The organism is Rhodococcus spelaei (assembly GCF_006704125.1).
GTDB lineage: Bacteria > Actinomycetota > Actinomycetes > Mycobacteriales > Mycobacteriaceae > Rhodococcus_G > Rhodococcus_G spelaei.
Window position 1 is genome coordinate 1 of sequence record NZ_VIGH01000001.1, and the last position, 23,069, is coordinate 23,069.

General features: G+C 69.5%; 17 protein-coding genes and 1 pseudogene. 9 read left to right on the forward strand and 9 right to left on the reverse strand.

Features of this window, described 5'->3' with window-relative positions; translation table 11 throughout:
- The 3 genes and pseudogenes from FK531_RS00005 to FK531_RS00015 form a co-directional block, all read right to left on the reverse strand.
- A pseudogene (locus tag FK531_RS00005) lies at positions 1-243 on the reverse strand (hydroxylase); the annotation flags it as partial.
- Positions 244-307: 64 nt separating this feature from the next.
- Complete coding sequence (locus FK531_RS00010; protein ID WP_142094630.1) at positions 308-2,002, reverse strand: FAD-binding protein; 1,695 nt, start codon at positions 2,000-2,002, stop codon at positions 308-310.
- Positions 1,999-2,880, reverse strand: a complete 882-nt coding sequence (locus FK531_RS00015) for an alpha/beta fold hydrolase (RefSeq protein WP_142094631.1) — start codon at positions 2,878-2,880, stop codon at positions 1,999-2,001. The genes FK531_RS00010 and FK531_RS00015 overlap by 4 nt, the downstream gene beginning before the upstream one ends.
- A 159-nt stretch (positions 2,881-3,039) precedes the next feature.
- On the opposite strand from FK531_RS00015, the gene FK531_RS00020 reads away from it, so the two are divergent.
- Positions 3,040-3,555, forward strand: coding sequence for a flavin reductase family protein (locus tag FK531_RS00020; protein ID WP_142094632.1), 516 nt, complete (start codon positions 3,040-3,042; stop codon positions 3,553-3,555).
- Positions 3,556-3,583: 28 nt separating this feature from the next.
- Here the strand turns inward: FK531_RS00020 and FK531_RS00025 are convergent, their stop codons facing one another.
- Positions 3,584-4,468, reverse strand: a complete 885-nt coding sequence (locus tag FK531_RS00025) for an IclR family transcriptional regulator (protein ID WP_142094633.1) — start codon at positions 4,466-4,468, stop codon at positions 3,584-3,586.
- Between the two features lie 202 nt (positions 4,469-4,670).
- Between FK531_RS00025 and FK531_RS00030 the strand changes: the two genes are divergently transcribed.
- From FK531_RS00030 to FK531_RS22175, 4 genes are all read left to right on the forward strand, one after another.
- Complete coding sequence (locus FK531_RS00030) at positions 4,671-5,540, forward strand: LLM class F420-dependent oxidoreductase (protein ID WP_142094634.1); 870 nt, start codon at positions 4,671-4,673, stop codon at positions 5,538-5,540.
- A 23-nt stretch (positions 5,541-5,563) separates the two neighbouring features.
- Complete coding sequence (locus FK531_RS00035) at positions 5,564-6,058, forward strand: nuclear transport factor 2 family protein (RefSeq protein WP_142094635.1); 495 nt, start codon at positions 5,564-5,566, stop codon at positions 6,056-6,058.
- Between the two features lie 254 nt (positions 6,059-6,312).
- Positions 6,313-8,535: a beta strand repeat-containing protein gene (locus FK531_RS00040; protein ID WP_142094636.1), complete on the forward strand. Its 2,223-nt coding sequence runs from the start codon at positions 6,313-6,315 to the stop codon at positions 8,533-8,535.
- A gap of 325 nt (positions 8,536-8,860) precedes the next feature.
- A complete protein-coding gene (locus tag FK531_RS22175) occupies positions 8,861-11,635 on the forward strand; it encodes a beta strand repeat-containing protein (RefSeq protein WP_181762757.1) in 2,775 nt (924 codons plus the stop codon).
- 97 nt (positions 11,636-11,732) lie between these two features.
- Here FK531_RS22175 and FK531_RS00060 read toward each other — a convergent pair whose 3' ends face one another.
- Positions 11,733-13,337 carry an acyl-CoA synthetase gene (locus FK531_RS00060; protein ID WP_142094637.1) on the reverse strand — a complete coding sequence of 535 codons (1,605 nt, stop codon included), beginning with the start codon at positions 13,335-13,337 and terminating at the stop codon, positions 11,733-11,735.
- 222 nt (positions 13,338-13,559) lie between these two features.
- On the opposite strand from FK531_RS00060, the gene FK531_RS00065 reads away from it, so the two are divergent.
- Together FK531_RS00065 and FK531_RS00070 are read left to right on the forward strand one after the other, a co-directional pair.
- The gene (locus FK531_RS00065) at positions 13,560-14,480 is read left to right on the forward strand and encodes a 3-oxoacyl-ACP reductase (RefSeq protein WP_142094638.1); all 921 of its coding nucleotides are present in this window, start codon (positions 13,560-13,562) and stop codon (positions 14,478-14,480) included.
- A 25-nt stretch (positions 14,481-14,505) separates the two neighbouring features.
- Positions 14,506-15,249: an SDR family NAD(P)-dependent oxidoreductase gene (locus tag FK531_RS00070; protein ID WP_142094639.1), complete on the forward strand. Its 744-nt coding sequence runs from the start codon at positions 14,506-14,508 to the stop codon at positions 15,247-15,249.
- A gap of 69 nt (positions 15,250-15,318) precedes the next feature.
- Here FK531_RS00070 and FK531_RS00075 read toward each other — a convergent pair whose 3' ends face one another.
- Positions 15,319-16,506 carry an alpha/beta hydrolase family protein gene (locus FK531_RS00075; RefSeq protein WP_142094640.1) on the reverse strand — a complete coding sequence of 396 codons (1,188 nt, stop codon included), beginning with the start codon at positions 16,504-16,506 and terminating at the stop codon, positions 15,319-15,321.
- A gap of 68 nt (positions 16,507-16,574) precedes the next feature.
- On the opposite strand from FK531_RS00075, the gene FK531_RS00080 reads away from it, so the two are divergent.
- Positions 16,575-17,204, forward strand: a complete 630-nt coding sequence (locus FK531_RS00080) for a TetR family transcriptional regulator (protein ID WP_142094641.1) — start codon at positions 16,575-16,577, stop codon at positions 17,202-17,204.
- Between the two features lie 7 nt (positions 17,205-17,211).
- Here FK531_RS00080 and FK531_RS00085 read toward each other — a convergent pair whose 3' ends face one another.
- Positions 17,212-18,612 carry an FAD-binding oxidoreductase gene (locus FK531_RS00085; RefSeq protein WP_142094642.1) on the reverse strand — a complete coding sequence of 467 codons (1,401 nt, stop codon included), beginning with the start codon at positions 18,610-18,612 and terminating at the stop codon, positions 17,212-17,214.
- Between the two features lie 112 nt (positions 18,613-18,724).
- Here FK531_RS00085 and FK531_RS00090 point away from each other — a divergent pair, with 112 nt between their 5' ends.
- The gene (locus FK531_RS00090; protein ID WP_142094643.1) at positions 18,725-20,581 is read left to right on the forward strand and encodes a helix-turn-helix domain-containing protein; all 1,857 of its coding nucleotides are present in this window, start codon (positions 18,725-18,727) and stop codon (positions 20,579-20,581) included.
- Here FK531_RS00090 and FK531_RS00095 read toward each other — a convergent pair.
- Together FK531_RS00095 and FK531_RS00100 are read right to left on the reverse strand one after the other, a co-directional pair.
- Positions 20,493-21,911 carry an MFS transporter gene (locus FK531_RS00095; RefSeq protein ID WP_142094644.1) on the reverse strand — a complete coding sequence of 473 codons (1,419 nt, stop codon included), beginning with the start codon at positions 21,909-21,911 and terminating at the stop codon, positions 20,493-20,495. The two genes, FK531_RS00090 and FK531_RS00095, sit on opposite strands and share 89 nt — an antisense overlap.
- 197 nt (positions 21,912-22,108) lie before the next feature.
- Complete coding sequence (locus FK531_RS00100; RefSeq protein WP_142094645.1) at positions 22,109-23,056, reverse strand: DNA-3-methyladenine glycosylase family protein; 948 nt, start codon at positions 23,054-23,056, stop codon at positions 22,109-22,111.
- Positions 23,057-23,069: the final 13 nt, after the last annotated feature.

The window sequence follows — 23,069 nt, forward strand, 5'->3', positions numbered from 1 at the left end:
GACGATGCCGGTGACCCAGCCGGTCGCGCCGTCCATCGCACCGATCGCCATCGCGGTCTCGGCGAACTCCCGCGGATGCACCTCGAGGCCGCCGTACTGCTTCGGCTGCAGCATCCGGATCGCCCCGGACTCCTTCAGCCGCTTGGCGTTCGCATCGGACAGGCGCATCAGCTTGTCGCCCTCGACGCCGCCCGCGCGGATCTCGTCCGCGTACTGTTCGATCCGATCCAGGACCTGACCCATGACTTTCCTCGTCTCTACTGATGATCCGGCGGCGAGCCGCCTCCTGTATGTGAACGTCTCAGCGTCAGCTGGACGCGGCTGGGGTGCTCTCGTTGAGTGGGAGCGTATTCGCGGCGGCCGCCTTGGCTGCGAGATATCCGAAGACCATCGACGGGCCGATGGTGGCGCCCGCGCCCGCGTACTCGTTCCCCATCACCGAGGCGGTGGTGTTGCCGGTCGCGTAGAGTCCCGCGATCGCGGAACCGTCGCCGCGCAGCACCCGGCTGTTCTCGTCGGTGACGAGTCCACCCTTGGTCCCGAGGTCGCCGGCCTCGCACTTGATCGCGTAGAACGGGCCCTTGACGATCTCGTCCATGTTGGGGTTCTTCATGGTCGGGTCGCCGTAGTAGCGGTCGTATGCGCTGTCGCCGCGGCCGAAGTCCTCGTCCTTGCCGGACCGGGCGAAGCCGTTGAACCGGTCGATCGTGGCGAGCAGCTTGTCGGCCGGGACCCCGATCTTCTCGGCGAGCTCGCGCAGCGTGTCAGCCTTGTGGATCACCCCGGAGTCGTAGAACCCCTGCGGGAACGGCATGTTCGGCAGCACCTGCGCGAACGGGTACCGGTTCTTCGCCTTCGTGTCCATCACGAACCACGCCGGGACGTGTCCGCCCTCGAGCTGGTCGTGCACGAAGTTCACGTACGGCGAGGACTCGTTGGTGAACCGCTCGCCCTTGGCGTTGACGATCACCGACGGCGGGATGCACCGCTCGGAGACCAACGGGATCACCGCACCCATCGGGTGGAGCACCGACGGCATCCACCAGGCGTCGTCCATCAGGTCGACCGCGGCGCCGAGTTCCTGGCCGACACGAATGCCGTCGCCCTTGTTCTCCCGGGCACCGGAGCTGACGTCCGCGCGGCCGTGCTCGGGCAGGTACTTGTCGCGCATCTCCTGGTTGTGGTCGAAGCCGCCGGTCGCGAGCAGCACGCCGCGCCGCGCCCCGATCCGGACCGTCTTGCCCTCACGCTCGGCGACCACACCGATCACGGTGCCGTTGGCGTCGGTGACCAGTTCGGTCATCGAGGTGCGCAGCCACAGCGGGACCCCGGCATCCTTGAGCACCATGCGCAGCCGCGCCGCGAGGGCACGGCCACCGGTGGCCATGTGCCGGCGACGGATCACGTTCGACCCCACTCGCCACGCCGCGACCATCGACGCCCGGCGTCCCGCCCAGGTCCGCTTGACCATCGCCAGGTCGTGGTAGTCCTTCGACGTGACCCACAGGCCCAGCGGGCCCTTCATGCTGTTGGGACGCTGGAACTGCTCGTCCTCCTTCAGCTTCCGGGTGTCGAACGGCATGCACTCGATGGTGCGGCCGAGCGGGCTGCCGCCCTCGTTCTCCGGGTGGTAGTCCGAATAGCCCTTCACCCAGTACAGCTTCATGTTCTTGTTGCGGTCGAGCAGCTCCATCAGCTTCGGACCGTTGTCGACGTAGGCGTCGATCCGGGCATCGGAGACACCGGAGCCGTCGGTCAGGTTGCGCAGGTAGCCCTTGATCGCGTTCGGGTCGTCGACCTGCCCCTTGCGGGTGAGGGTGGGTGCGTTGGGGATCCAGATGCCGCCACCGGAGATCGCCGTCGAGCCGCCGAACTTCTTGCCCTTCTCGATGATCAGGGTGTCGAGGCCGAGATCGGCCGCCGTGACGCCGGCGCTCATGCCGCCGCCGCCACTGCCGACGATCAGGAAGTCGACGGTCTTGTCCCAGTTCTGCTCGGTCACTGGTTGTTCGCTTTCTCGTCGCGGGTGAGGAATGCCAGTACTGCAGACACCCACGCCTGCTTGGCTTCGATCATGGTCCAGTGGCCGCAGTTGGGGAACACGTGGAGTTCGGCGTTCGGGATGTCGCGCATCGGCAGCATCGCCATGTCGACGGGGCTGACGCGGTCGTCGCGACCCCAGGTCAGCAGCGTCGGCGCCTGCACCTTGTGCAGCTGCGCCCAGTACGGGGTCGCCCCGGACGCCTTGGCGGCCGCCGCGTTCGCCGCGAACGCCTTCGTGCTGTACATCCGTGCGGCGATCTCGAGGGTGAGCGGCTCGGTGGCGAGCGCCCAGCGCTCCTCGATCAGCTGCTCGGTCACCACCGCCGGGTCGTAGACCATCGAGTGCAGCCACCGGATCAGGCCCTCGCGGGTCGGGTTGTCGGTGAACTCCGACAGCAGCTTGATGCCCTCACCCGGTCCGGGCGCGAAGACGTTCTTGCCGATGCCGCCGATCGTGACGAGCTTGTTCACCCGCTGCGGCGCGTTGATGGCAACGTTGGTGGCGACGATGCCCCCCATCGAATTGCCGATCATGTGCACCGGTTCGGTGATACCGATCGCGTCGAGGAACTTCCCGACCGAGGCGCCGGCCATCATCATCGGGTGTCCGTCGCCCGGGTCGCTGACGCCGAAGCCGGGGAACTCGAGCACGAGGCACCGGAAGTGCTCGGCGAAGTCACCGAGGACGCCGCGGTAGTTGCGCCAACCCGTGACGCCCGGCCCCGAGCCGTGCAGGAGGAGCAGGGGCGGACCGTCGCCGGCTTCGTGGTATCGGAGCACCCCGAGGTCGGTCGCGACCTCCCGCTTGGTGCCCTCGTAGGTGAGTTCACTCGTCATGGCATCGACGCTTTCAGTTTGGGTCGGTCTCAGTCAGGGTCGGTCCCAATCAGCGAGATGATTTCGGGCCACACAGTGCGCTGCGGGACCACCCGAGGGCGGTTCCACTGAACGGGATCCACACCCACCCCCGGGACACCGCATTTCTACGCTCGGACCATGCGTCAAGAGACCATGACCACAGTCACCCACGATCCCGCCGAGCTGCGCCGGATCATGGGTCAGTTCGCGTCCGGCGTCACCGTGGTGACCGGGCTCGACGAGGACGGACCCGTCGGGTTCGCGTGCCAGTCGTTCGCATCGGTGTCGTTGGATCCGGCGCTGGTGCTCTTCTGCGCCGATCACCGCGGCCGTGCATGGCCGCGGATCAGGCGGACGGGACGGTTCACGGTCAACGTCCTGGCCGAGTCCCAGAGCGACGTCTGCGGCCGGTTCGGATCGAGCCGCGGCGCCAAGTTCGACGGACTCGACTGGGAACGGTCCCGCTGGGAGACGCCGTCGTTGCACGAGGTCCTGGTGCGGGTGCACGCCGAGGTCGACGCCGTGCACCTGGCCGGCGACCACGACGTGGTGCTCGGCCGGGTGCTCGAACTCGAGTCGGTCCGGGAGGACCGTCCGATGGTGTTCTTCCGCGGCGGGTTCGGGCTGGACCCGGCTACGGCCGACTCCGTGTGAGGCCCGCCGCGACGAACACCCCTCCGACTCAGATCCAGCCGCTGGTCTGACCCAACGCCGCCAACCGACTGCGCGCCTCCGGCGACCAGGTGTCGAGCACGGGCGTGACGGGCTGCGACGCGCGGCGCGCGTTACCGAGTTCGGGGAACAGTGTCCGGCCGATCTCACGGGCCGCGTCCACCACCAGCGGAGCGACGCGTTCGAGTTGAGCGGTGCGGACGTCACCACACAGCGAGACAGCAGCCACCGGCCCCTCGTGTCCGCGGACGGCGGCACCGACGCAGGCCACCCCGCGGGCCGACTCCTCGCGCTCGAATGCCAGACCCCGGCGCTGCCGGATCCGGTTGAGCTCGAGGTGGAGGGTGCCCAGATCGGTGATGGTCCGCTCCGTACAGCGATTGGGTCGGGTGCCGAAGAGGGCGTCGATGCGTTCCGGGTCGAGCCAGGCGAGCATCGCCTTGCCGGCGGCGGTGGACTGCGCAGGCACACGGCCACCCACCCGGGAAGGAATCGAGCTGGCCAGCCGGCCGCCCACCTTGTCCAGGTAGATCACTTCGTGTCCGTCGAGCACTGACAGGTGCACCACCATGCCGGTCTGCATGTGCAAGTCGTGCAGCAGCGGCGCGGCGGCCTCCCGGACCTCCGCGTGCCCGCCGTCACCGCCGACGCCCAGGGCACGCCTGCCGAGGCGGTACCCGAAGGCCGCATGTTCGACCCAGTTCAGTTTCACCAGTGAGTCGAGGATGCGGTGCACGGTCGATCTCGGCAACCGGGACCGGCCGGCTACCTCTTCGAGGGTCAGTCGCGCGGCGCGACCGTCGAAGGCGTCGAGGATCAGGGTCATGCGCTCGACCATCGAGGGCGGAACCTCACGCTTGTCGCTGCGCGCCGGAGCTTCGGTGATGACCGTCATGGCGACTCCTGTCGATCCGGATCGGATGGGCACCAGATCCGCAAAACTGAAATGAATTCTGAAACTGTACCAAATAATCTGTGATCAGGAACACCTGGGCGAGAATCGGGCGATCTCGGTCAGCGGGAGACCGGCGCCCGAGCGACCGATACTGGGATAGGAACGGTCGGGGCCGACCCTCACCGAACGGAGCGAGAGACACATGCGAATCGGGATCGTCAGCCCGGTGCTGATCCAGCACCCCCTCACCCGCGCGGCCTGGGAAACGAGCGCGGGAATCGCGGAGGTCGCAGAGATCGCGGCCGCCGCGGACCGGCTCGGCTACCACCACGTCACATGCAGCGAGCACATCGCCGTGCCGACCGACATCGCCACCGAGCGCGGTGGCACCTACTGGGACCCGCTCGCCACCCTCGGCTTCCTCGCCGCCCGCACCAGCCGGATCCGGCTGGTCACCCAGGTTCTCGTCCTCGGCTACCACCACCCCCTCGAGATCGCCAAGCGATACGGCACCCTCGACCGGGTCAGCGACGGACGCGTGACCCTCGGTCTCGGCGTCGGCAGCCTCCGCGAGGAGTTCGATCTACTCGGCGCCCCTTTCGAGGGCCGCGGCGCCCGCGCGGACGACGCGCTGCGCGCGCTGCGCGCGGCGCTGGGCAAGCCGACCCCCGAATACCACGGCGAGTTCTACGATTTCGAGGACATTGTGGTCGAGCCGCACGCGATGCAGCAGCACCTGCCGCTGTGGATCGGCGGGCGGACGCCCCGCTCGCTGCGCCGGGCGGTCGAGCTCGGTGACGGCTGGGTGCCGTTCGGCCTCCGCCTCGACGACCTGACGGCCATGCTCGCCAAGCACCCGGTGCCCGCCGGCATGGAGATCGTGCTGAGCGCCGGCCGTGCCCTCGACCCGGCCGGCTCCCCCGACGCCGCGCTGCGTGCCCTGACTCGACTGCGTGACGCCGGCGCCACCGTCGCCAGCGTCACCGTCGACGCGACCAGCTCGACCCACTACTGCGACCAACTCGCTGCGCTCGAGCAGCTCGCACGGCCGCTCGGCATCGAATTCGACTGAGCCACAACCGAAGGGAACACCACATGACCGACTCCACCGAGCTCGTCGGCCGACTCGTCGAGCGCGTCCAGCTGCTCGAGGACAAGCTCGACATCATGCAGATCATCAGCGCCTACGGCCCGGCGGTGGACAGCGGTTCCGCGGAGGCTGTCGCCGGCCTGTGGACCGAGGACGGCGTCTACGACGTCGACACCGGTTCGATGACCGGGCACAGCGAAATCGAGGCGATGGTGCACTCGCGCAACCACCAGTCCTACATCCACGGCGGCTGCGCGCACCTCGTCGGCCCGCCGCACATCGTCCTCGACGGCGACACCGCGGTGGCCACCTGCCACTCGCAGCTGGTCATGCACGACGGCGAGTCCAAGACCAACCGCGTCGCCCGGATCACCGCCAACCGCTGGGAGTTCGCCCGCATCGACGGACAGTGGAAGGTCACCGTGCGGACCAACCGACTGCTGGACGGTCGCGCCGAGGCCCGCGAGATCCTCGCGGCGGGCGTCACCGCCCAACCCTGAACAGGGCCCGCGCGATCAACCTCGCCGGGACGCCCGAGACGGCGTTCCGGCGACCTTGCGCCGATCACGTTCGAGGGTGTCCACCGGCCCCTGCCTCCTCCTGTCGCCCTGCGCGACCGGTCTCATCGGTCGTTCAGTTGAATGTCGAGCAAATCCCGGATCGCATCCCAACCGATGCCGTACCGTGACCTCGATCAGGGCCAACCTGGACGCATGTCCGGCTGACGGCCGGGGCACCCAAGAAGGGTTCGACAGTGTCGAAGAACAAGAACTTACGACGGCTCGCAGCCGGCGCCAGCACCGCAGTCATGGCGGTCGGCTTCGCCGGGATGTTCGGCATCACCGAGGCGTCCGCCGCCCCGGTGAACAAGTCGACCAACTCCGGCGACTGGACGTTCAACCGAACGATCAGCAACGGCACCCCCGCCGTGGGCGAGACGATCACCGTCACCAACGCCATCCACTACAACGGCTGGCTCGCCCCGACGATCACTGCCCTCAAGGACATCCACCCCGCCTGCCTGACCTACGTCACCAACTCCTCGAAAGTCAGCGGGAGCGGTGTCGGCACCACCAGCGACGCCACCTCCGTGAACATGACCGGCTCCTGGATCCGCGGCGCCGGCAATCGCGACATCGACTACTCGGTCCAGTACACCGTCGGCGCCGGCTGCGCCCGCGACATCGCCCTGATCACCGGCGCCGGGATCAGCGCCAACCAGGGCCTGAGCTCCGAAACCGCCAACGCCGGACCCTCCCTCACGGTCGGCAAGTCCGCCACCACGACCACCGTCGCGATCGCACCCGCCCCGCAAGCCGGCAAGGCCTCAACCCTGACCGCGACGGTGACCAACAACGCCGCCGGCACAGTCGAATTCGCCAACAACGGCACCGTCCTCGGCACCGCCGCCGCCAGCAACGGCACCGCCACCTACGCGTGGACCCCCTCCGCCGCCGGCGCCTACTCGGTCACCGCGAAGTACCTCGGCGACGCCACCAACGCGGGCTCCACCTCACCCGCCCAGACCGGAACCGTCACCCCGGCCCCCACCGCACCAGCGGCCCCGGCCAACCTGACCGTCAACCCGGCATCGGTTGTCGCGGGCGGCACGGTCACCGTTTCCGGTACGGCCGAGGCGAACTCGTCCGTCAAGGTCACCGCCGGTGACATGAACTGCACCGCCACCGCCGACGCCTCGGGCGCGTTCCACTGCGACATCGTCACCGGCGCAGCGGGCACGGTCTCGATCACCGCGATCGCCACCAACAACGTCGGCGCCAGCCCGGCGTCGGCTCCGGTCGCCGTCACGGTCACCCCGGCACCCACCGCACCCGCGGCCCCGGCCAACCTGACCGTCAACCCGGCATCGGTTGTCGCGGGCGGCACGGTCACCGTCTCCGGCACCGCCGAGGCCAACTCGTCCGTCAAGGTCACCGCCGGTGACAAGAACTGCACCGCCACCGCCGACAACACGGGTGCGTTCCACTGCGACATCGTCACCGGCGCCGCCGGCACGGTCTCGATCACCGCGGTTGCCACCAACGCCGTTGGTTCGTCCCCCGTGTCGGCTCCGGTCACCGTCACGGTCACCCCGGCACCGACCGCACCCGCGGCACCCACCGCACTCTCGGTGAACCCGGCGTCCGTCGTCGCGGGCGGCACCGTCACCGTTTCCGGCACGGCCGAGGCGAACTCGTCCGTCAAGGTCACCGCCGGTGACAAGAACTGCACCGCCACCGCCGACAACACGGGCGCCTTCCACTGCGACATCACCACCGGCGCCGCCGGCACGGTCTCGATCACCGCGATCGCGACCAACAACGTGGGCGCCAGCCCGGCCTCCGCTCCGGTCACCGTCACGGTCACCCCGGCACCCACCGCACCCGCCGCCCCGGCCAACCTGACCGTCAACCCGGCATCCGTCGTCGCGGGCGGCACCGTCACCGTCTCCGGCACGGCCGAGGCGAACTCGTCCGTCAAGGTCACCGCCGGCGACAAGAACTGCACCGCCACCGCCGACGCCTCGGGCGCATTCCACTGCGACATCACCACCGGCGCCGCCGGCACCCTGACCGTCACCGCCGTCGCGACCAACAACGTCGGCTCCTCCCCGGCCTCCGCTCCGGCAACCGTCACGGTCACCCCGCTCCCCGCCGGCACCGCGGTCATCACCGTCAACCCGGCCGCACCGACCGCCGGTAGCCCGGCAACCATCACGGTCCTCGGCGCCGACGCCAACACCCCGGTCACCGTCAAGAACGGCACCGCGACCGTCTGCGCCACCACCGCAGACGCCAACGGCAAAGCCACCTGCACCTGGACCCCGGCCGCGGGTAGCCAGACCCTGACCGCCGAGGTCACCGTCAACGCCGCCGCGACCACCGTCACCAAGACCGTCACCGTCGAGACCGGCGGCGGCAACCCCGGCACCGGCGGCGGCAACGGCTCACTGAGCGCACTGTTCGGATCCAGCTAGCCACCCACCAGAGCTAGCACCCGCTAGAACACAGGCGAGCCCCCACCGGAGAAATCCGTTGGGGGCTCGCCCCTTTCGTACCTGATACCCGATACTGCGACCGCTCCCACGCCTGGACCGCCTCGCGAACCTTCAGCCAGTAGCGGGCGTGCCCGGAGCCCAGCCCGCTACTGTCGCCCTGCTCCGGCCGGGGGCATCGGTCGTTCAGTTGAATGTCGAGCAAATCCCGGATCGCATCCCAACCGATGCCGTACCGTGACCTCGATCAGGGCCAACCTGGACGCATGTCCGGCTGACGGCCGGGGCACCCAAGAAGGGTTCGACAGTGTCGAAGAACAAGAACTTACGACGGCTCGCAGCCGGCGCCAGCACCGCAGTCATGGCGGTCGGCTTCGCCGGGATGTTCGGCATCACCGAGGCGTCCGCCGCCCCGGTGAACAAGTCGACCAACTCCGGCGACTGGACGTTCAACCGAACGATCAGCAACGGCACCCCCGCCGTGGGCGAGACGATCACCGTCACCAACGCCATCCACTACAACGGCTGGCTCGCCCCGACGATCACTGCCCTCAAGGACATCCGCCCCGCCTGCCTGACCTACGTCACCAACTCCTCGAAAGTCAGCGGGAGCGGTGTCGGCACCACCAGCGACGCCACCTCCGTGAACATGACCGGCTCCTGGATCCGCGGCGCCGGCAATCGCGACATCGACTACTCGGTCCAGTACACCGTCGGCGCCGGCTGCGCCCGCGACATCGCCCTGATCACCGGCGCCGGGATCAGCGCCAACCAGGGCCTGAGCTCCGAAACCGCCAACGCCGGACCCTCCCTCACGGTCGGCAAGTCCGCCACCACGACCACCGTCGCGATCGCGCCGGCCCCGCAGGCCGGCAAGGCCTCGACCCTGACCGCGACGGTGACCAACAACGCCGCCGGCACAGTCGAGTTCGCCAACAACGGCACCGTCCTCGGCACCGCCGCCGCCAGCAACGGCACCGCCACCTACGCGTGGACCCCCTCCGCCGCCGGCGCCTACTCGGTCACCGCGAAGTACCTCGGCGACGCCACCAACGCGGGCTCCACCTCACCCGCCCAGACCGGAACCGTCACCCCGGCCCCCACCGCACCCGCGGCCCCGGCCAACCTGACCGTCAACCCGGCATCGGTTGTCGCGGGTGGCACGGTCACCGTTTCCGGCACGGCCGAGGCGAACTCGTCCGTCAAGGTCACCGCCGGTGACAAGAACTGCACCGCCACCGCCGACGCCTCGGGTGCATTCCACTGCGACATCGTCACCGGCGCCGCCGGCACGGTCTCGATCACCGCGGTTGCCACCAACGCCGTTGGTTCGTCCCCCGTGTCGGCTCCGGTCACCGTCACGGTCACCCCGGCCCCGACCGCACCCGCGGCCCCGGCCAACCTGACCGTCAACCCGGCATCGGTTGTCGCGGGCGGCACGGTCACCGTTTCCGGTACCGCCGAAGCGAACTCGTCGGTCAAGGTCACCGCCGGTGACAAGAACTGCACCGCCACCGCCGACAACACGGGTGCGTTCCACTGCGACATCGTCACCGGCGCCGCCGGCATGGTGACCGTCACCGCGATCGCGACCAACGCCGTCGGCTCCTCCCCGGCCTCGGCTCCGGTCACCGTCACGGTCACCGCGGCACCGACCGCACCAGCGGCCCCGGCCAACCTGACCGTCAACCCGGCATCGGTTGTCGCGGGCGGCACGGTCACCGTTTCCGGTACGGCCGAGGCGAACTCGTCGGTCAAGGTCACCGCCGGTGACAAGAACTGCACCGCCACCGCCGACGCATCGGGCGCGTTCCACTGCGACATCACCACCGGCAACGCGGGCACCCTGACCGTCACCGCCGTCGCGACCAACAACGTGGGCGCCAGCCCGGCCTCCGCTCCGGTCACCGTCACGGTCACCCCGGCACCGACCGCACCCGCCGCCCCGGCCAACCTGACCGTCAACCCGGCATCGGTTGTCGCGGGCGGCACGGTCACCGTTTCCGGCACCGCCGAAGCGAACTCGTCCGTCAAGGTCACCGCCGGTGACAAGAACTGCACCGCCACCGCCGACAACACGGGCGCCTTCCACTGCGACATCGTCACCGGCGCCGCCGGCACGGTGACCGTCACCGCGATCGCCACCAACAACGTTGGTTCGTCCCCCGCCTCCGCTCCGGTCACCGTGACCGTCACCCCGGCACCGACCGCACCCGCGGCCCCGGCCAACCTGACCGTCAACCCGAACTCGGTTGTCGCCGGTGGCACCGTCACCGTCTCCGGTACCGCCGAAGCGAACTCGTCCGTCAAGGTCACCGCCGGTGACAAGAACTGCACCGCCACCGCCGACAACACGGGTGCGTTCCACTGCGACATCGTCACCGGCGCCGCCGGCACGGTGACCGTCACCGCGATCGCCACCAACGCCGTCGGCGCCAGCCCGGCCTCCGCTCCGGTCACCGTCACGGTCACCCCGGCACCGACCGCACCAGCGGCCCCGGCCAACCTGACCGTCAACCCGAACTCGGTTGTCGCGGGCGGCACGGTCACCGTCTCCGGTACGGCCGAGGCGAACTCGTCGGTCAAGGTCACCGCCGGTGACAAGAACTGCACCGCCACCGCCGACGCCTCGGGTGCGTTCCATTGCGACATCACCACCGGCGCAGCGGGCACGGTCTCGATCACCGCGATCGCCACCAACAACGTGGGCTCCTCGCCCGCCTCCGCTCCGGCAACCGTCACGGTCACCCCGCTCCCCGCCGGCACCGCAGTGATCGCGGTCAACCCGACCGCACCGACCGCCGGCACCCCGGCAACCATCACGATCACCGGCGCCGACGCCAACACCCCGGTCACCGTCAAGAACGGCACCGCGACCGTCTGCACCACCACCGCCGACGCCAACGGAAAGGCCACCTGCACCTGGACCCCGACCGCGGGTAGCCAGACCCTGACCGCCGAGGTCACCGTCAACGCCACCGCGACCACCGTCACCAAGACCGTCACCGTCGAGACCGGCGGCGGCAACCCCGGCACCGGCGGCGGCAACGGCTCACTGAGCGCACTGTTCGGATCCAGCTAGCCACCCACCAGAGCTAGCACCCGCTAGAACACAGGCGAGCCCCCACCGGAGAAATCCGGTGGGGGCTCGCCCCTTTCGTGTAACTCCCTCCGGTCCGCTACCCGCGTCCCGCGGACTCACCTTCCAGTGTCGCTCGCGCCCACCGGTAGTCCGCCTTGCCTGCCGGGGACCGTCGGATCTCCCCCACCCCGACCAACACTCGGGGCACCTTGTAGCCGGCGATCTGGGTGCGGCAGTGTTCGAGCAGCTCGTCGAGGTCCGGTACCTCGAACCCTTCCCGGGCCTGGACGACCGCGCCGACCTTCTGCCCGTACCGGGCGTCCTCGACGCCGGCGACCAGTGCGTCCATCACGGCGGGATGACTCTTGATCGCCATCTCCACCTCCTCCGGATAGACCTTCTCGCCGCCGCTGTTGATGCACATCGAGCCGCGACCGAGCAGGACGATCGACCCGTCCGCATCGACCCGGGCCACGTCACCGAGGATCGACATCCGCACCCCGTCGATCACCGGGAACGTCGCCGCGGACTTCTCCGGGTCACCCCAGTAGCCGATCGGAACGTTGCCCGAGCGGGCGATGTACCCGACTTCATCGGACCCCGGCTCGAGGGGACGCATCCGCTCGTCCACGACGCGGACGGTGGGCTTGGCGGCGATCCGCAGCAGGCCGTCGGCACCAATCTCCAGGTTCCCGTCGACGCCGGACTCCGAGGCGCCGAACCCGTCCCGGACGATCAAATTGGGCAGCGCCGCGGTCAGCTGGTCCCGCACACTCTTGGAGAACAATGCGCCACCCGACCCGACCACCAGCAGCGAGCTGAGGTCGTAGTCCCCGCCGTCGGCGTCGATGGCATCGGCGAGCGGCCGGGCCATGGCGTCGCCGACCACCGTCATCGTCATCACCCGCTCCCGCTCGATCAGAGCCAGGCAGTCGGCTGCGTCGAACTTCGGCATCAGGACGTGGGTGGCACCGACCATGAACGCGGTGAACAGGGAGTACAGCGCTGCGCCGTGGATCAGCGGCGCGGTCAGCATCCAGGTCATCGGCGGAATGTGCGGGACGGCGGCGGCCATCTCGGCGGCACTGGAATACGGATCGCCGAACGGGTTGCCGCCGGTGAGAGCGGCGTGGAAGAAGTCCTCCTGCCGCCACATCACGCCCTTCGGCATGCCGGTGGTGCCGCCGGTGTAGATGATGAACAGGTCGTCGTTGCTGCGCTCGGGGAAGTCCCGGACTGCCGAGCCGCTGTCGGCGGCCGACTGGAAGTCCACGGCGGTCACCGAACCCCAGTCGGCCTCGGCGGCCGGGCCGACTGTCACGACCAGACCGACCTTCGGGGCGTCCGGCAGGACGGCGGCGACGGTGGGGACGAACTCGCCGTCCGCGATCACCGCGACCAGTTCGGCGTTGGTGAACAGGTAGGTCAGCTCCGCGTCCACGTACCGGTAGTTGATGTTCACGGGGACCGCCCGAATCTTCAGGCAGGCCAACAGGGCCTCGACGAACTCGGTGCTGTTGCGCATGTACATGCCGACGTGGTCGCCTGGGCCCACGCCGGCGTCCGCGAGGTAGTGCGCGAGCTGGTTGGACCGCTCGTCGAGTTCGGCGAAGGTACGCCGCTGTGTGCCACACACGATTGCGGCGCGGTCGGGGACTGCGTCCGCCGCGGCTTCGAACAGGTCTGCAAGGTTCAACGACATCGATTGCCCTTCGGTTCTGTCGGTAGCAAGGGTGACGGTGGGCCCCGGGGCGCCGGGCGGCGCCGCCGGTCACGGATGTGACCGAGCATCCCGGATCGGGTAAACGTGGCAGAGGTCACTCTCGGTCACCGGGACCGTGGCGCCGGAGTGGGACCGGCCCTTGCCAGAAAATAGAACGAATACTAATTTCCGATAGAACCAACGAACAGCAAGGAGACTCCGATGGGTGAATCAGTGAGCTTGGCGGGCCGTACCGCCGTCATCACCGGCGCAGGCGCAGGGCTCGGACGGTCGGAGGCACTTGCTCTCGCCGCCGCCGGTGCCGCCGTCGTCGTGAACGACATGGGACCGGCCGCGGAGTCCGTGGCCGAGGAGATCCGGGCCGCGGGCGGACAGGCCGTCGCCGTTCTCGGCGACGTCTCCGACTGGACCCTGGGCGAGCGCCTGATCGCCGCCGCCACCTCGAACTTCGGTTCCTTCGACATCCTGGTCAACAACGCGGGCATCCTGCGCGACAAGATGATCTTCAACCTGTCCGAGTCCGACTGGGACGACGTGATCCGCGTGCACCTCAAGGGCCACGCCGCCACCTCGCACGCCGCCGCCGTCTACTGGCGCAACGCCAGCAAGGCCGCCGGCGGACCCGTCTACGGGCGCATCGTCAACACCTCCTCCGAGGCCTTCCTCTTCGGCTCGGCCGGACAGCCGAACTACTCGGCCGCCAAGGCCGGCATCACCGCGCTGACGCTGTCCACCGCGCAGGGCCTCGCACGGTACGGCGTCACCGCCAACGCCATCTGCCCCCGCGCCCGCACCGCCATGACCGCCGAGGCGTTCGGCGAGGCCGAGGAGACCGGCACCCTCGATGCACTCGCCCCTGAGCGCGTCGGCACCCTCGTGAGCTACCTCGCCTCCCCGGCCTCGCACGAGATCACCGGCCAGGTCTTCGTGGTGTACGGCAAGATGGTCGCACTGATGGCCTCGCCGAAGGTCGAGAACCGTTTCGACGCAGCGGGTTCCGCCTTCACCGTCGAGGAGCTCGACGAGCAGCTCTCGTCGTACTTCGTCGGACGCGGACAGTACGAGACCTACGCTGCATACAGCGTGGCCGAGCTGGAGAAGCCCGCACTCGCAGTCGACTGATCCACTCAACTCGAAGGAGCTCGACATGAGGCTTGCAGAGAAGGTCGCGATCGTCACCGGCGGCGCCGGCGGCATCGGACGCGGCATCGTCCGGGCGTTCACCAAGGAGGGCGCCAAGGTCCTGTTCGTCGACATCAACGACGACGCGGGCAAGGCCCTCGAGGACGAACTCGACGGAGCCGGACGTTTCCTGAACGCGGACATCTCCAAGGAGGAGAGCGCGGCGGCGATCGTGGCTGCCGCGGTCGAGGCCTTCGGCAGGGTCGACGTCCTGGTCAACAACGCGCACGCGTCGCGTCAGGCGCCGCTGCTCGAGACCACGCAGGAGATGCTCGACCTGTCGTTCGGCACCGGGTTCTACCCGACGTTCTGGCTGATGAAGGCCGCCCACCCGCAGCTCGCGGCGAATCAGGGGTCGGTGATCAACTTCGCCTCCGGTGCCGGCATCGAGGGCCAGCTGACGCAGGGCTCGTACGCGGCGGCGAAGGAGGCCATCCGCGCCATCAGCCGGGTCGCCGCCAACGAGTGGGCACCCGACAACGTCAACGTCAACATCATCTCGCCGCTCGCCCTGACCGAGGGCGTCGAGGCGTACATCAAGGCGAACCCCGGCGTCGAGGACGTGCTACTCGCCAAGACCCCGCTGCACCGGTTCGGCGATCCCGAATCGGACATCGGACGGGTCGCGGTGTTCCTCGCCAGCGCGGACGCGAGCTACATGACCGGCCAGACCCTGATGGTCGACGGCGGCAGCATCAAGCTGCGGTAGGCACTTCGTGCCCGTGAGTCCTTCCGGCCCGAGTGCGGACCAGAAGGACTCACGGGCGGCGGAGCCGCCTCAGCAGGTGGACTGCACCTTCTCCCCCGCCAGCAGTGCCTTGGTGAACGCGGTGGCGTCCGACAGCGAGGCGGCGACGGAGCCGCGGTGGTCGGCCCCCTCGTAGCTGCGGTACTCGAGATCGGTTCCCTTGGCGCACAACTGCTTCACCAGAACCTGCGATGCGGCGGGCGTCACGAGAGCGTCCGCGGTGCCCTGGGCGAACAGCACCGGCACCTTGGGGTTGGCATTCGAGGGCTCCTGCTTGGCCAGGTAGTCCGTCCACGGCCCGAGGTCCGCGCCCGGCCGGATCACCGAATTGACCTGGATGTCACCGATCGCGGCGCGGATGTCGCCGATGCATCCGGTGCGGGCGGCCCGCATCAACGGTTCCGCGGCGGGGGTCACGATCTGATCCGGCACCACCGCCGGGTCCGCGGCCGCCGCACCGAGCAGCGTGATCGGCAGGAAGGACAGGACCGGGGCCACCGCCTGGTTGCCGGTCGCGATGTACTTCGGGGTCTGGCTCAACCCACTGCCGGGCGCGACCGCGATCGCGCCGAGCAGGGTGAGCTCGGGCGCCCGGTCCACCGCCTGGTCCGACGCGCTGATCGCCGCCGCACCGCCCTGACTGTGCCCGCCGACGAACCACTTGCTGCCGACCGAGGGATCGAGATGTCGTGCGGCCCGGACGATGTCGGTGACGGCGTTCGACTCGGACGTCGCGTTGAGGTAGGTGTGGTCGCCGGGCGTACCCATGCCCTCGTAGTCGGTCTGGACCACGACGTAGCCGTTCTTCACCCACTGGTCCAGGGTGGTGCTGACCTGCCCGACGTAGTCGTGCACCGCACCGTCCACGGTGTCACCCGAGGGTGCGCAGGTGTCCGCGATACCCGTCGTCCCGTGCGCCCAGCTGATCACCGGCCAGCCGCCGTCTGGTGCGGCGCCCGACGGGATCGCAACCGTGCCCGAGACGACGATCGGCTTGCCCTGGCCGTTCTCCGACGCGTACGTGATCAGCTCGCTGCGGCCGGCACTCGGCAACACGGCCGCGTTCGTCAGCGGCGCGGAGGAGAGCACGTCGCCGCCGTTCGGCACCGGTGAGGCGGCGGTGGCGGAATTGCCGTCAGCACTCGAGCAGCCTGTCACGGCGACGGCAGTGACTGCCAGCGCGCCTATTATCTGGACGGAAACGCGGAATGGACGCATGGCGGCCTCTCAGGCGGTGTGCCGGGCGGGTGGCCCTGGCAAGACAGTAAGAAGGGTTTCTTAGTACCGTGACGCAAACTACACTGTCAACTGCGCGTCTCAGTCTCCTCCAGGCCGCCGAGCGCCTCGTGGCCGAGCGGGGCGTGCACGGGGTCCCGGCCAGCGCGGTGGTCCGGGCCGCCGGACACAAGAACAACTCGGCGATCACCTACCACTTCAGGTCCTGGGAGGGCCTGCTCGAGGCCGTCTGGCGGCTGCACACCGAACGGGTGACCGTCGATCGTGCTGCGTTTCTCGCCGCCGCCCACGACCGCGGCGAGTACGACCTCCCGGCCATGGTCGAGGGCTACGTCGGCCCGCTGGTCACCGAGCTACGCAGGCAACAGCCGAGCTACTGGGCGCGCTTCAACGAACAGTGGATGGCCACGATCCGGCTCGACGTCTTCGCGCTCGACGACGACGCACTGGCCCGCCAGCCGCAAGGCGAGGCGGTCGCGGTGGTGCACAACCTGTTCACCGACATGGCCGACGCGTTGACCCATCTGCCCGCGGCCAACCGGACCCGCCGGGTGGCGCTGATGACCCGGTTCGTCATCGGTTCGCTCGCGGCGTGGGAGCGCGACCCGGCCGCCTCCGACCTTGCCGACCTCGAGCCCGAGCTCACCCGACTGGCCCTGGCCCTGCTCGAGGCCCCGTAGGTGCCTGCTATCGAATTACCTTGCCCGGGTTCATGATTCCATGCGGATCGAGGGCCCGCTTGACCGCGTGATGCATGTCCATGACCACCGGGTCCAGCTCCTTGGCCAGTCCGTCCATCTTGAGCAGGCCGATACCGTGCTCGCCAGTCACCGTTCCGCCGTATTCGATTGCAGCGTCGATGATCTCGACAAATGCTGCCTGCGCTCGGATGCGGGCGTCCTCGTCGTCACGCGGGGTGATCAACAGCGGATGCAGGTTGCCGTCGCCCGCGTGCGCGATGCTGGCGATCGTCGTCCGGTGCCGCTCGCCGATCTGCTCGATCCGCTCGAGCATCTCCGGCACGACGGCCTTCGGGACGCAGATGTCCTCGGTCAGCACCGGACCGAGCCGTTCCATCGCCGGGTACGCCAGCCGCCGGGCCAGGAACAGCGCGTCGGCCTCCTGCTGGTCACTGGACTGCGCGCTCCAGGTGGCCGCGGACCCGTCGAAGCAGGCCTGCAACTGCTCGGCCTCCGCGTCACCGACAGCACCGGGGGTGTCGATCCGGCCGAGCAGCAGGACGTTCGCGTCCGCGGACAGTCCCATGTTCTTCCAGGCGTCCACGGCGAGCAGGCACTGCCGGTCGATGAGTTCGAGGGCCGACGGCGTCAGGCCGGTCTCGGCGACGGCTCGGACCGCCCGACCGGCGTCGACGATGGAGTCGAAGTACCCGACGACGGTCCGTTGCGGGTCCTGCAGCGGCCGCAGCTTGACGGTAATCTCGGTGATCACGCCGAGTGTGCCCTCCGAACCGACCATCAGGCCGGCGAGGTCGTACCCGGCAACCCCCTTGGCCGTCCGGCGACCGAGCCGGACCAGTTCGCCGGTCCCGGTGACCACCTGCATGCCGAGCACGTAATCCCTTGTGACGCCGTACTTCACGCAGCACAATCCACCGGCGTTGGTGGCGACGTTGCCGCCGATGGTGGACCAGGCCGCGCTGGACGGGTCCGGCGGGTACCAGAGTCCCTCCACCGCGCAGGCGGCGCGCAGGTCGTCGTTGACGACGCCCGGTTCGACCACCGCGAGCCGCTCGAGCGGGTCGATCTCCTTGACCGCGTTCATCTTGTCGAACGAGATGATCACGCACCCGTCGATCGCGTTGGCCCCACCGGACAGACCCGTGCCCGCGCCGCGGGAGACGATCGGGACGCCCCGCGCGATGCAGCGCTGCACCACCACCTGCACCTCCTCGGCGGTGCGCGGCCGGACGACGAGGAGCGGGGTCCCGTACGGTGCCCACTCGGCTTCGTCGTGCAGGTAGGGCTCGATCACGTCTCGGTCGGTGACCACGCGGTCGGCAGGGATCGCGGACGTCAACTCCTCGGACAACTCGGCGATGCGGGTCGAGGTGGCGTCGACAGTCATGGTCACGACGGTAGTCCCACGTCAGGCCCCATTCCATAGACTGATTCTCCGTGAAACCCCGGATCTGATGGATGATGTCTCCACAGACCCGCCCGGGAAGAGGAGACTCACGATGGACGACGGCTGGCTGCACCTTCTCCTCGACGAGGCCACACCGGAGCAGCTGATCGCGCACCGCGACCGACTGCTCGCCGCGGCCCCCGAGCGGGCCCCCGCCGTCGAACGCGACACCCAGGCGGCCCTCGCGCTGCGGCTGCAGCTCGAGCAGCGCCGGCAACGCGCCACCGAACTCGCCGCCCTCAACGACATCGCCTCGCAGCTGACTACCCTGCACGACCCCGCTGCCCTGCTGACGGAGATCGCGGCGCAGGCGAGGCGGCTGCTCGGCGTCGACCTCGTCTACATCGGCCTGGTGTCCGGCGACAACGTGGTGATCGAGGTCGCGAGCGGCGCGTTCACGTCGCGGCTCGTGGGACTGTCGCTGTCGCGGACCGAGGGACTGATGGGCCGGGTGATGGCCCAGGACGCGCCGCTGTGGACGCCGGACTACCGTGCGGACCCGACCTTCCCGCACACCGGCCCGGCAGACGTCGCGGCCCGGTCGGAGAACATGCGCGGGCTCCTCGCCGTGCCGTTGCGGCACGGCGGCCGGATGCTCGGCGCGGTGTGCGCGTGCAAGCGGCAGGAACGTACGTTCAGCGACGACGAGGTGGTCCTGCTGTCGGCGCTGGCCGCGCACGCCGCCGTCGCGATCGACAACGCCCGCTCGATCGCCCGCTCGAAGGAGACGGTGGCGGCGCTCGAGGACGCGAACACCGAACTCGCGCGCCGCACCGACCTGCTGGAGCGGACCCTGCGTTGGGATCGGGCGTTGACGCAGGTGGTGCTGCGGGGCGGCGGGGTCCGTGAACTCGTCGCGGAGGTGTCGGAGTCGGCGGGATGCCCGGCGTACTTCGTCCTGGGCCCGGACGAGGTGCCCGCCGGGCTGGGTGGACACCGGGACGCGGTGGCGTCGGTGTTCGACGCCCTCGATTCCGGCGCCGACCGGCAGGTCGCGATCGCCACGCGCGAGGGCCGCTCGCTCGTCGGACGCGAGGTGCGCGCGGCCGGCGACCGACTCGGGGTTCTGCTGCTGCTCGCACCTTCCGACCCGGTACCCGTGCTGCCGCTGATCCTCGAACGCGCGACACCGGCGATCGCGTTGGCGCTCGTCGGCGAACGGGCCGCGCACGAGGCCGGCAGGCGGGCTCGCGACGCGCTGGTGGTCGATCTGATCACCCGGCCGGCGCCGACCGCAGACGAATCGCAGCAGCAGTTCCGGTTGGCCGGCCTGAATCCCGACCGCCGCTACACGGTGGCGGTGGCGCGCCCGGAGTCGGATGTGGCGCGCACCCGGTCCCAGATCGAGGACATACCGCTGCCGCAGGGAACCGTTGTCGCCGAACATGGTTCGCGGGTGATCGTGCTGGTGCCCGGCCTGGCCCCGGCTGCGGTCCTCGAGATCTGGACGCAGCCCGACACCGCCCCGACCGTCGGGCTCGCCGATCCGGCCGGGGGCGGAGAGGGACTGGCCCGCGCTTACAGCGAGGCGCAGCAGACGGTGGACGTACTCGAGACGCTGGGGCGAGGCTCGCAGGTCGCGGCCGCATCGAGGCTCGGGATCTACCGAATTCTGTTGAGCCGCACCGGACGTGCGGAGCTCACGGCGGTCACCGAACAGATGCTGGGCCCACTCCTGCGCGAGCAGGAGCAGCGCGGAGTGCCGCTACTGGACACCCTCGCGTCCTACCTGGAGCACAACCGCAGGCACGCGGCGACGGCGGCGGATCTGGCGATCCACGCCAACACCCTCTACCAGCGCCTCGAGTCGATCGACCGGCTCATCGGGAAGCAGTGGCGCGATCCCGATCGAGCGCTGGATCTGCAACTGCTGCTGCGGCTTCGGTCGGGTGCCTGTCGGCTCGACTGAACCGCCCGGCGGCGGTGCGGCCGAGGGCGACCACGAGGATCGCGGCGACGAGAAGCACGACGCCGACCACCCACAGGCCGGCCTTGGCGCTGCCGGTGAGGTCGGTGAGCCAACCGGTGACGTACGGGGCGCCGAACCCGGACAGGTTGCCGATCGAGTTGATCATCGCGATGCCGGCAGCCGCCGCGACGCCGGACAGGAAGGTCGTCGGCAGGTACCAGAACACCGGGATCGCGCAGAGCACGCCGATCGCGGTGAGCGAGACGACGGCCATCACGGCGAAGGGCGAGTTCAGATACAGCGCAACCGGAATGGACACCGCTGCCAGTAGTGCGGGGGCGGCGACGTGCCAGACGCGTTCGCCGGTGCGGTCCGAGTGCCGGCTCCACAGCACCATCGCGACGCCGCCGATGACGAACGGCACAGCGACGATCAGACCGGTCTCGAACACGGTGAAGTCGGTGTCGAAGGTCTCCTTGAACCCGGCCACGATGGTCGGCAGGAAGAAGCTCAGCGCGTAGAGGCCGTAGGTGACACCGAAGTAGACGATGCCGAGGGCGATGACCCGGGGGTTGCGCAACGTGCGCCACACGGGAGTCGTGTGCTCGCCCGCGGCGGAAGCCTTCTCCGCGTCCATGTTTCGCACCAGCCACTCGCGTTCCTCGTCGTCGAGCCACTTCGCCTGGTGCGGCTTGTCGGTGAGGTAGAACCACGTGACGAACGCGAGGAGCACGGCGGGCAGGCCCTCCACGAGGTACATCAGGCGCCACCCGGACAACCCGAACAGTCCGTCACCCCACTGCATGATCGCGGCGGACAGCGGCGCCCCGATCGCCGAGGACGCGGGCAGGGTCAGCAGGAACAGACCCATCAGCCGCACCCGATACTTCGCCGGGAACCAGAACGTCAGGTAGAGCAGGACTCCGGGGAAGAAGCCGGCCTCGGCGACGCCGAGCAGGATCCGCACCACGTACAGGCTCGCGACGTTCGGCACGAACGCGAGTGCGGCGGCGAGGATGCCCCAGGTGAACATGATCCGGGCAATCCACATGCGGGCGCCGAACCGGTGCAGTGCCAGGTTCGACGGCACCTCGAAGATCAGGTAGCCGACGAAGAACAGTCCCGACGCGAGCCCGAACATCGTGGTCGTCATGCCGAGTTCGTCGCTCATGGTCAGCTTCGCGAACCCGATGTTGGTGCGGTCGAGGTAGTTGACGAAGTACAGCACCGCGAGGAACGGGATGAGCCGGCGCGCGACCTTGCGCACCACCCGCTGTTCGAGGGCGGTGTCCTCGAGGTCGGCGTCCGCCGGGGTGCCTGCGGTCGTCATGGGTGTGGCTCCTCCGAACGTGACGGGGGAATCGGACATCACCCGTGACCGTGGGGAACCCTACGAACCGGACGCGGAAGCCACCACGGAGCATCTCTCCACAATTGCCCACAGTTAGTGGAGTAAACCTCCATTTGCTGTCCTTGCTGATCAGCTCCGGATCGAGTGGCGATCACTGCGATGGGGACATACGGCGATCAATGATCGCGATGATCAGTTACCGCCGTCCGGGGTCCGAACTTCGGTTTGACGGCCTGTCCGCTGACCTCGAGCAAGCGGATTGCGCGGTACCGATGCGGCCGCAACGGTTCGAGGTAGGCGACCATGCCGGGGTCGTCGAGGGGTCGACCGAGCAGCGACCACCCGACCATCGCGGCGAGGTGGAAGTCGCCCACCGACAGCGCGTCGGCGTCACCGAGTGCGCGCTGTGCGACCTCGGCCGCGGTCCAGGGGCCGACGCCGGGCACCGCCCGCAGTCGCGCCGCGGCCTCGGCGGGTTCCATCGCGACGGTCTGCTCGAGTCGGTCGGCGACTACGGCAGCGGTGACGATGGTCCGCGACCGTTTCGGGTCCACGCCCGCCCGATGGAACTCCCACGACGGGATGCGACGCCACACCTGCGCCGGCGGCGGCACCCGCATCCCGTCCGGCGCCGGTCCGGGGGCGGGGCTTCCGTACGCGGTGACCAGTCGACGCCACGACGCGCGGGCCGCGATGCCGTGCACCTTCTGCTCGAGGATCGCGGGCACCAACGCCTCGAACACCCGCCCGGTGCGGGGGATCCGCAGCCCCGGCAGCCGCCGGTGCGCCTCGGCCAACACGGGGTGCTCGGGTGCGAAATCCGTTGCCGCGCTGTGCTCGCCGAGCAGATCCGGGAGCGCATCCACGAACTCGACGGCGCCGTCACCCCACGCCCGGCAATGCACCGAGGTCGCGTCCAACTGGGTGAGCCGACAGGTCACCGGCCCGGACGGCATCAGCGAGGTCCGCCACAGGGCGCCGTCGGCGGTGACCCGGTGACTCGGGTCGGCGCGGCCCCGACCGAGCGTCGCGAGGGACGCGGCCAGCAGCAGCGGGCGATCGCTACGGTGCACGGTGTCCACGGGCACGGCCGCCTCACCCGACGCGGCGACAAGGACGGACATGGCATCCACGATA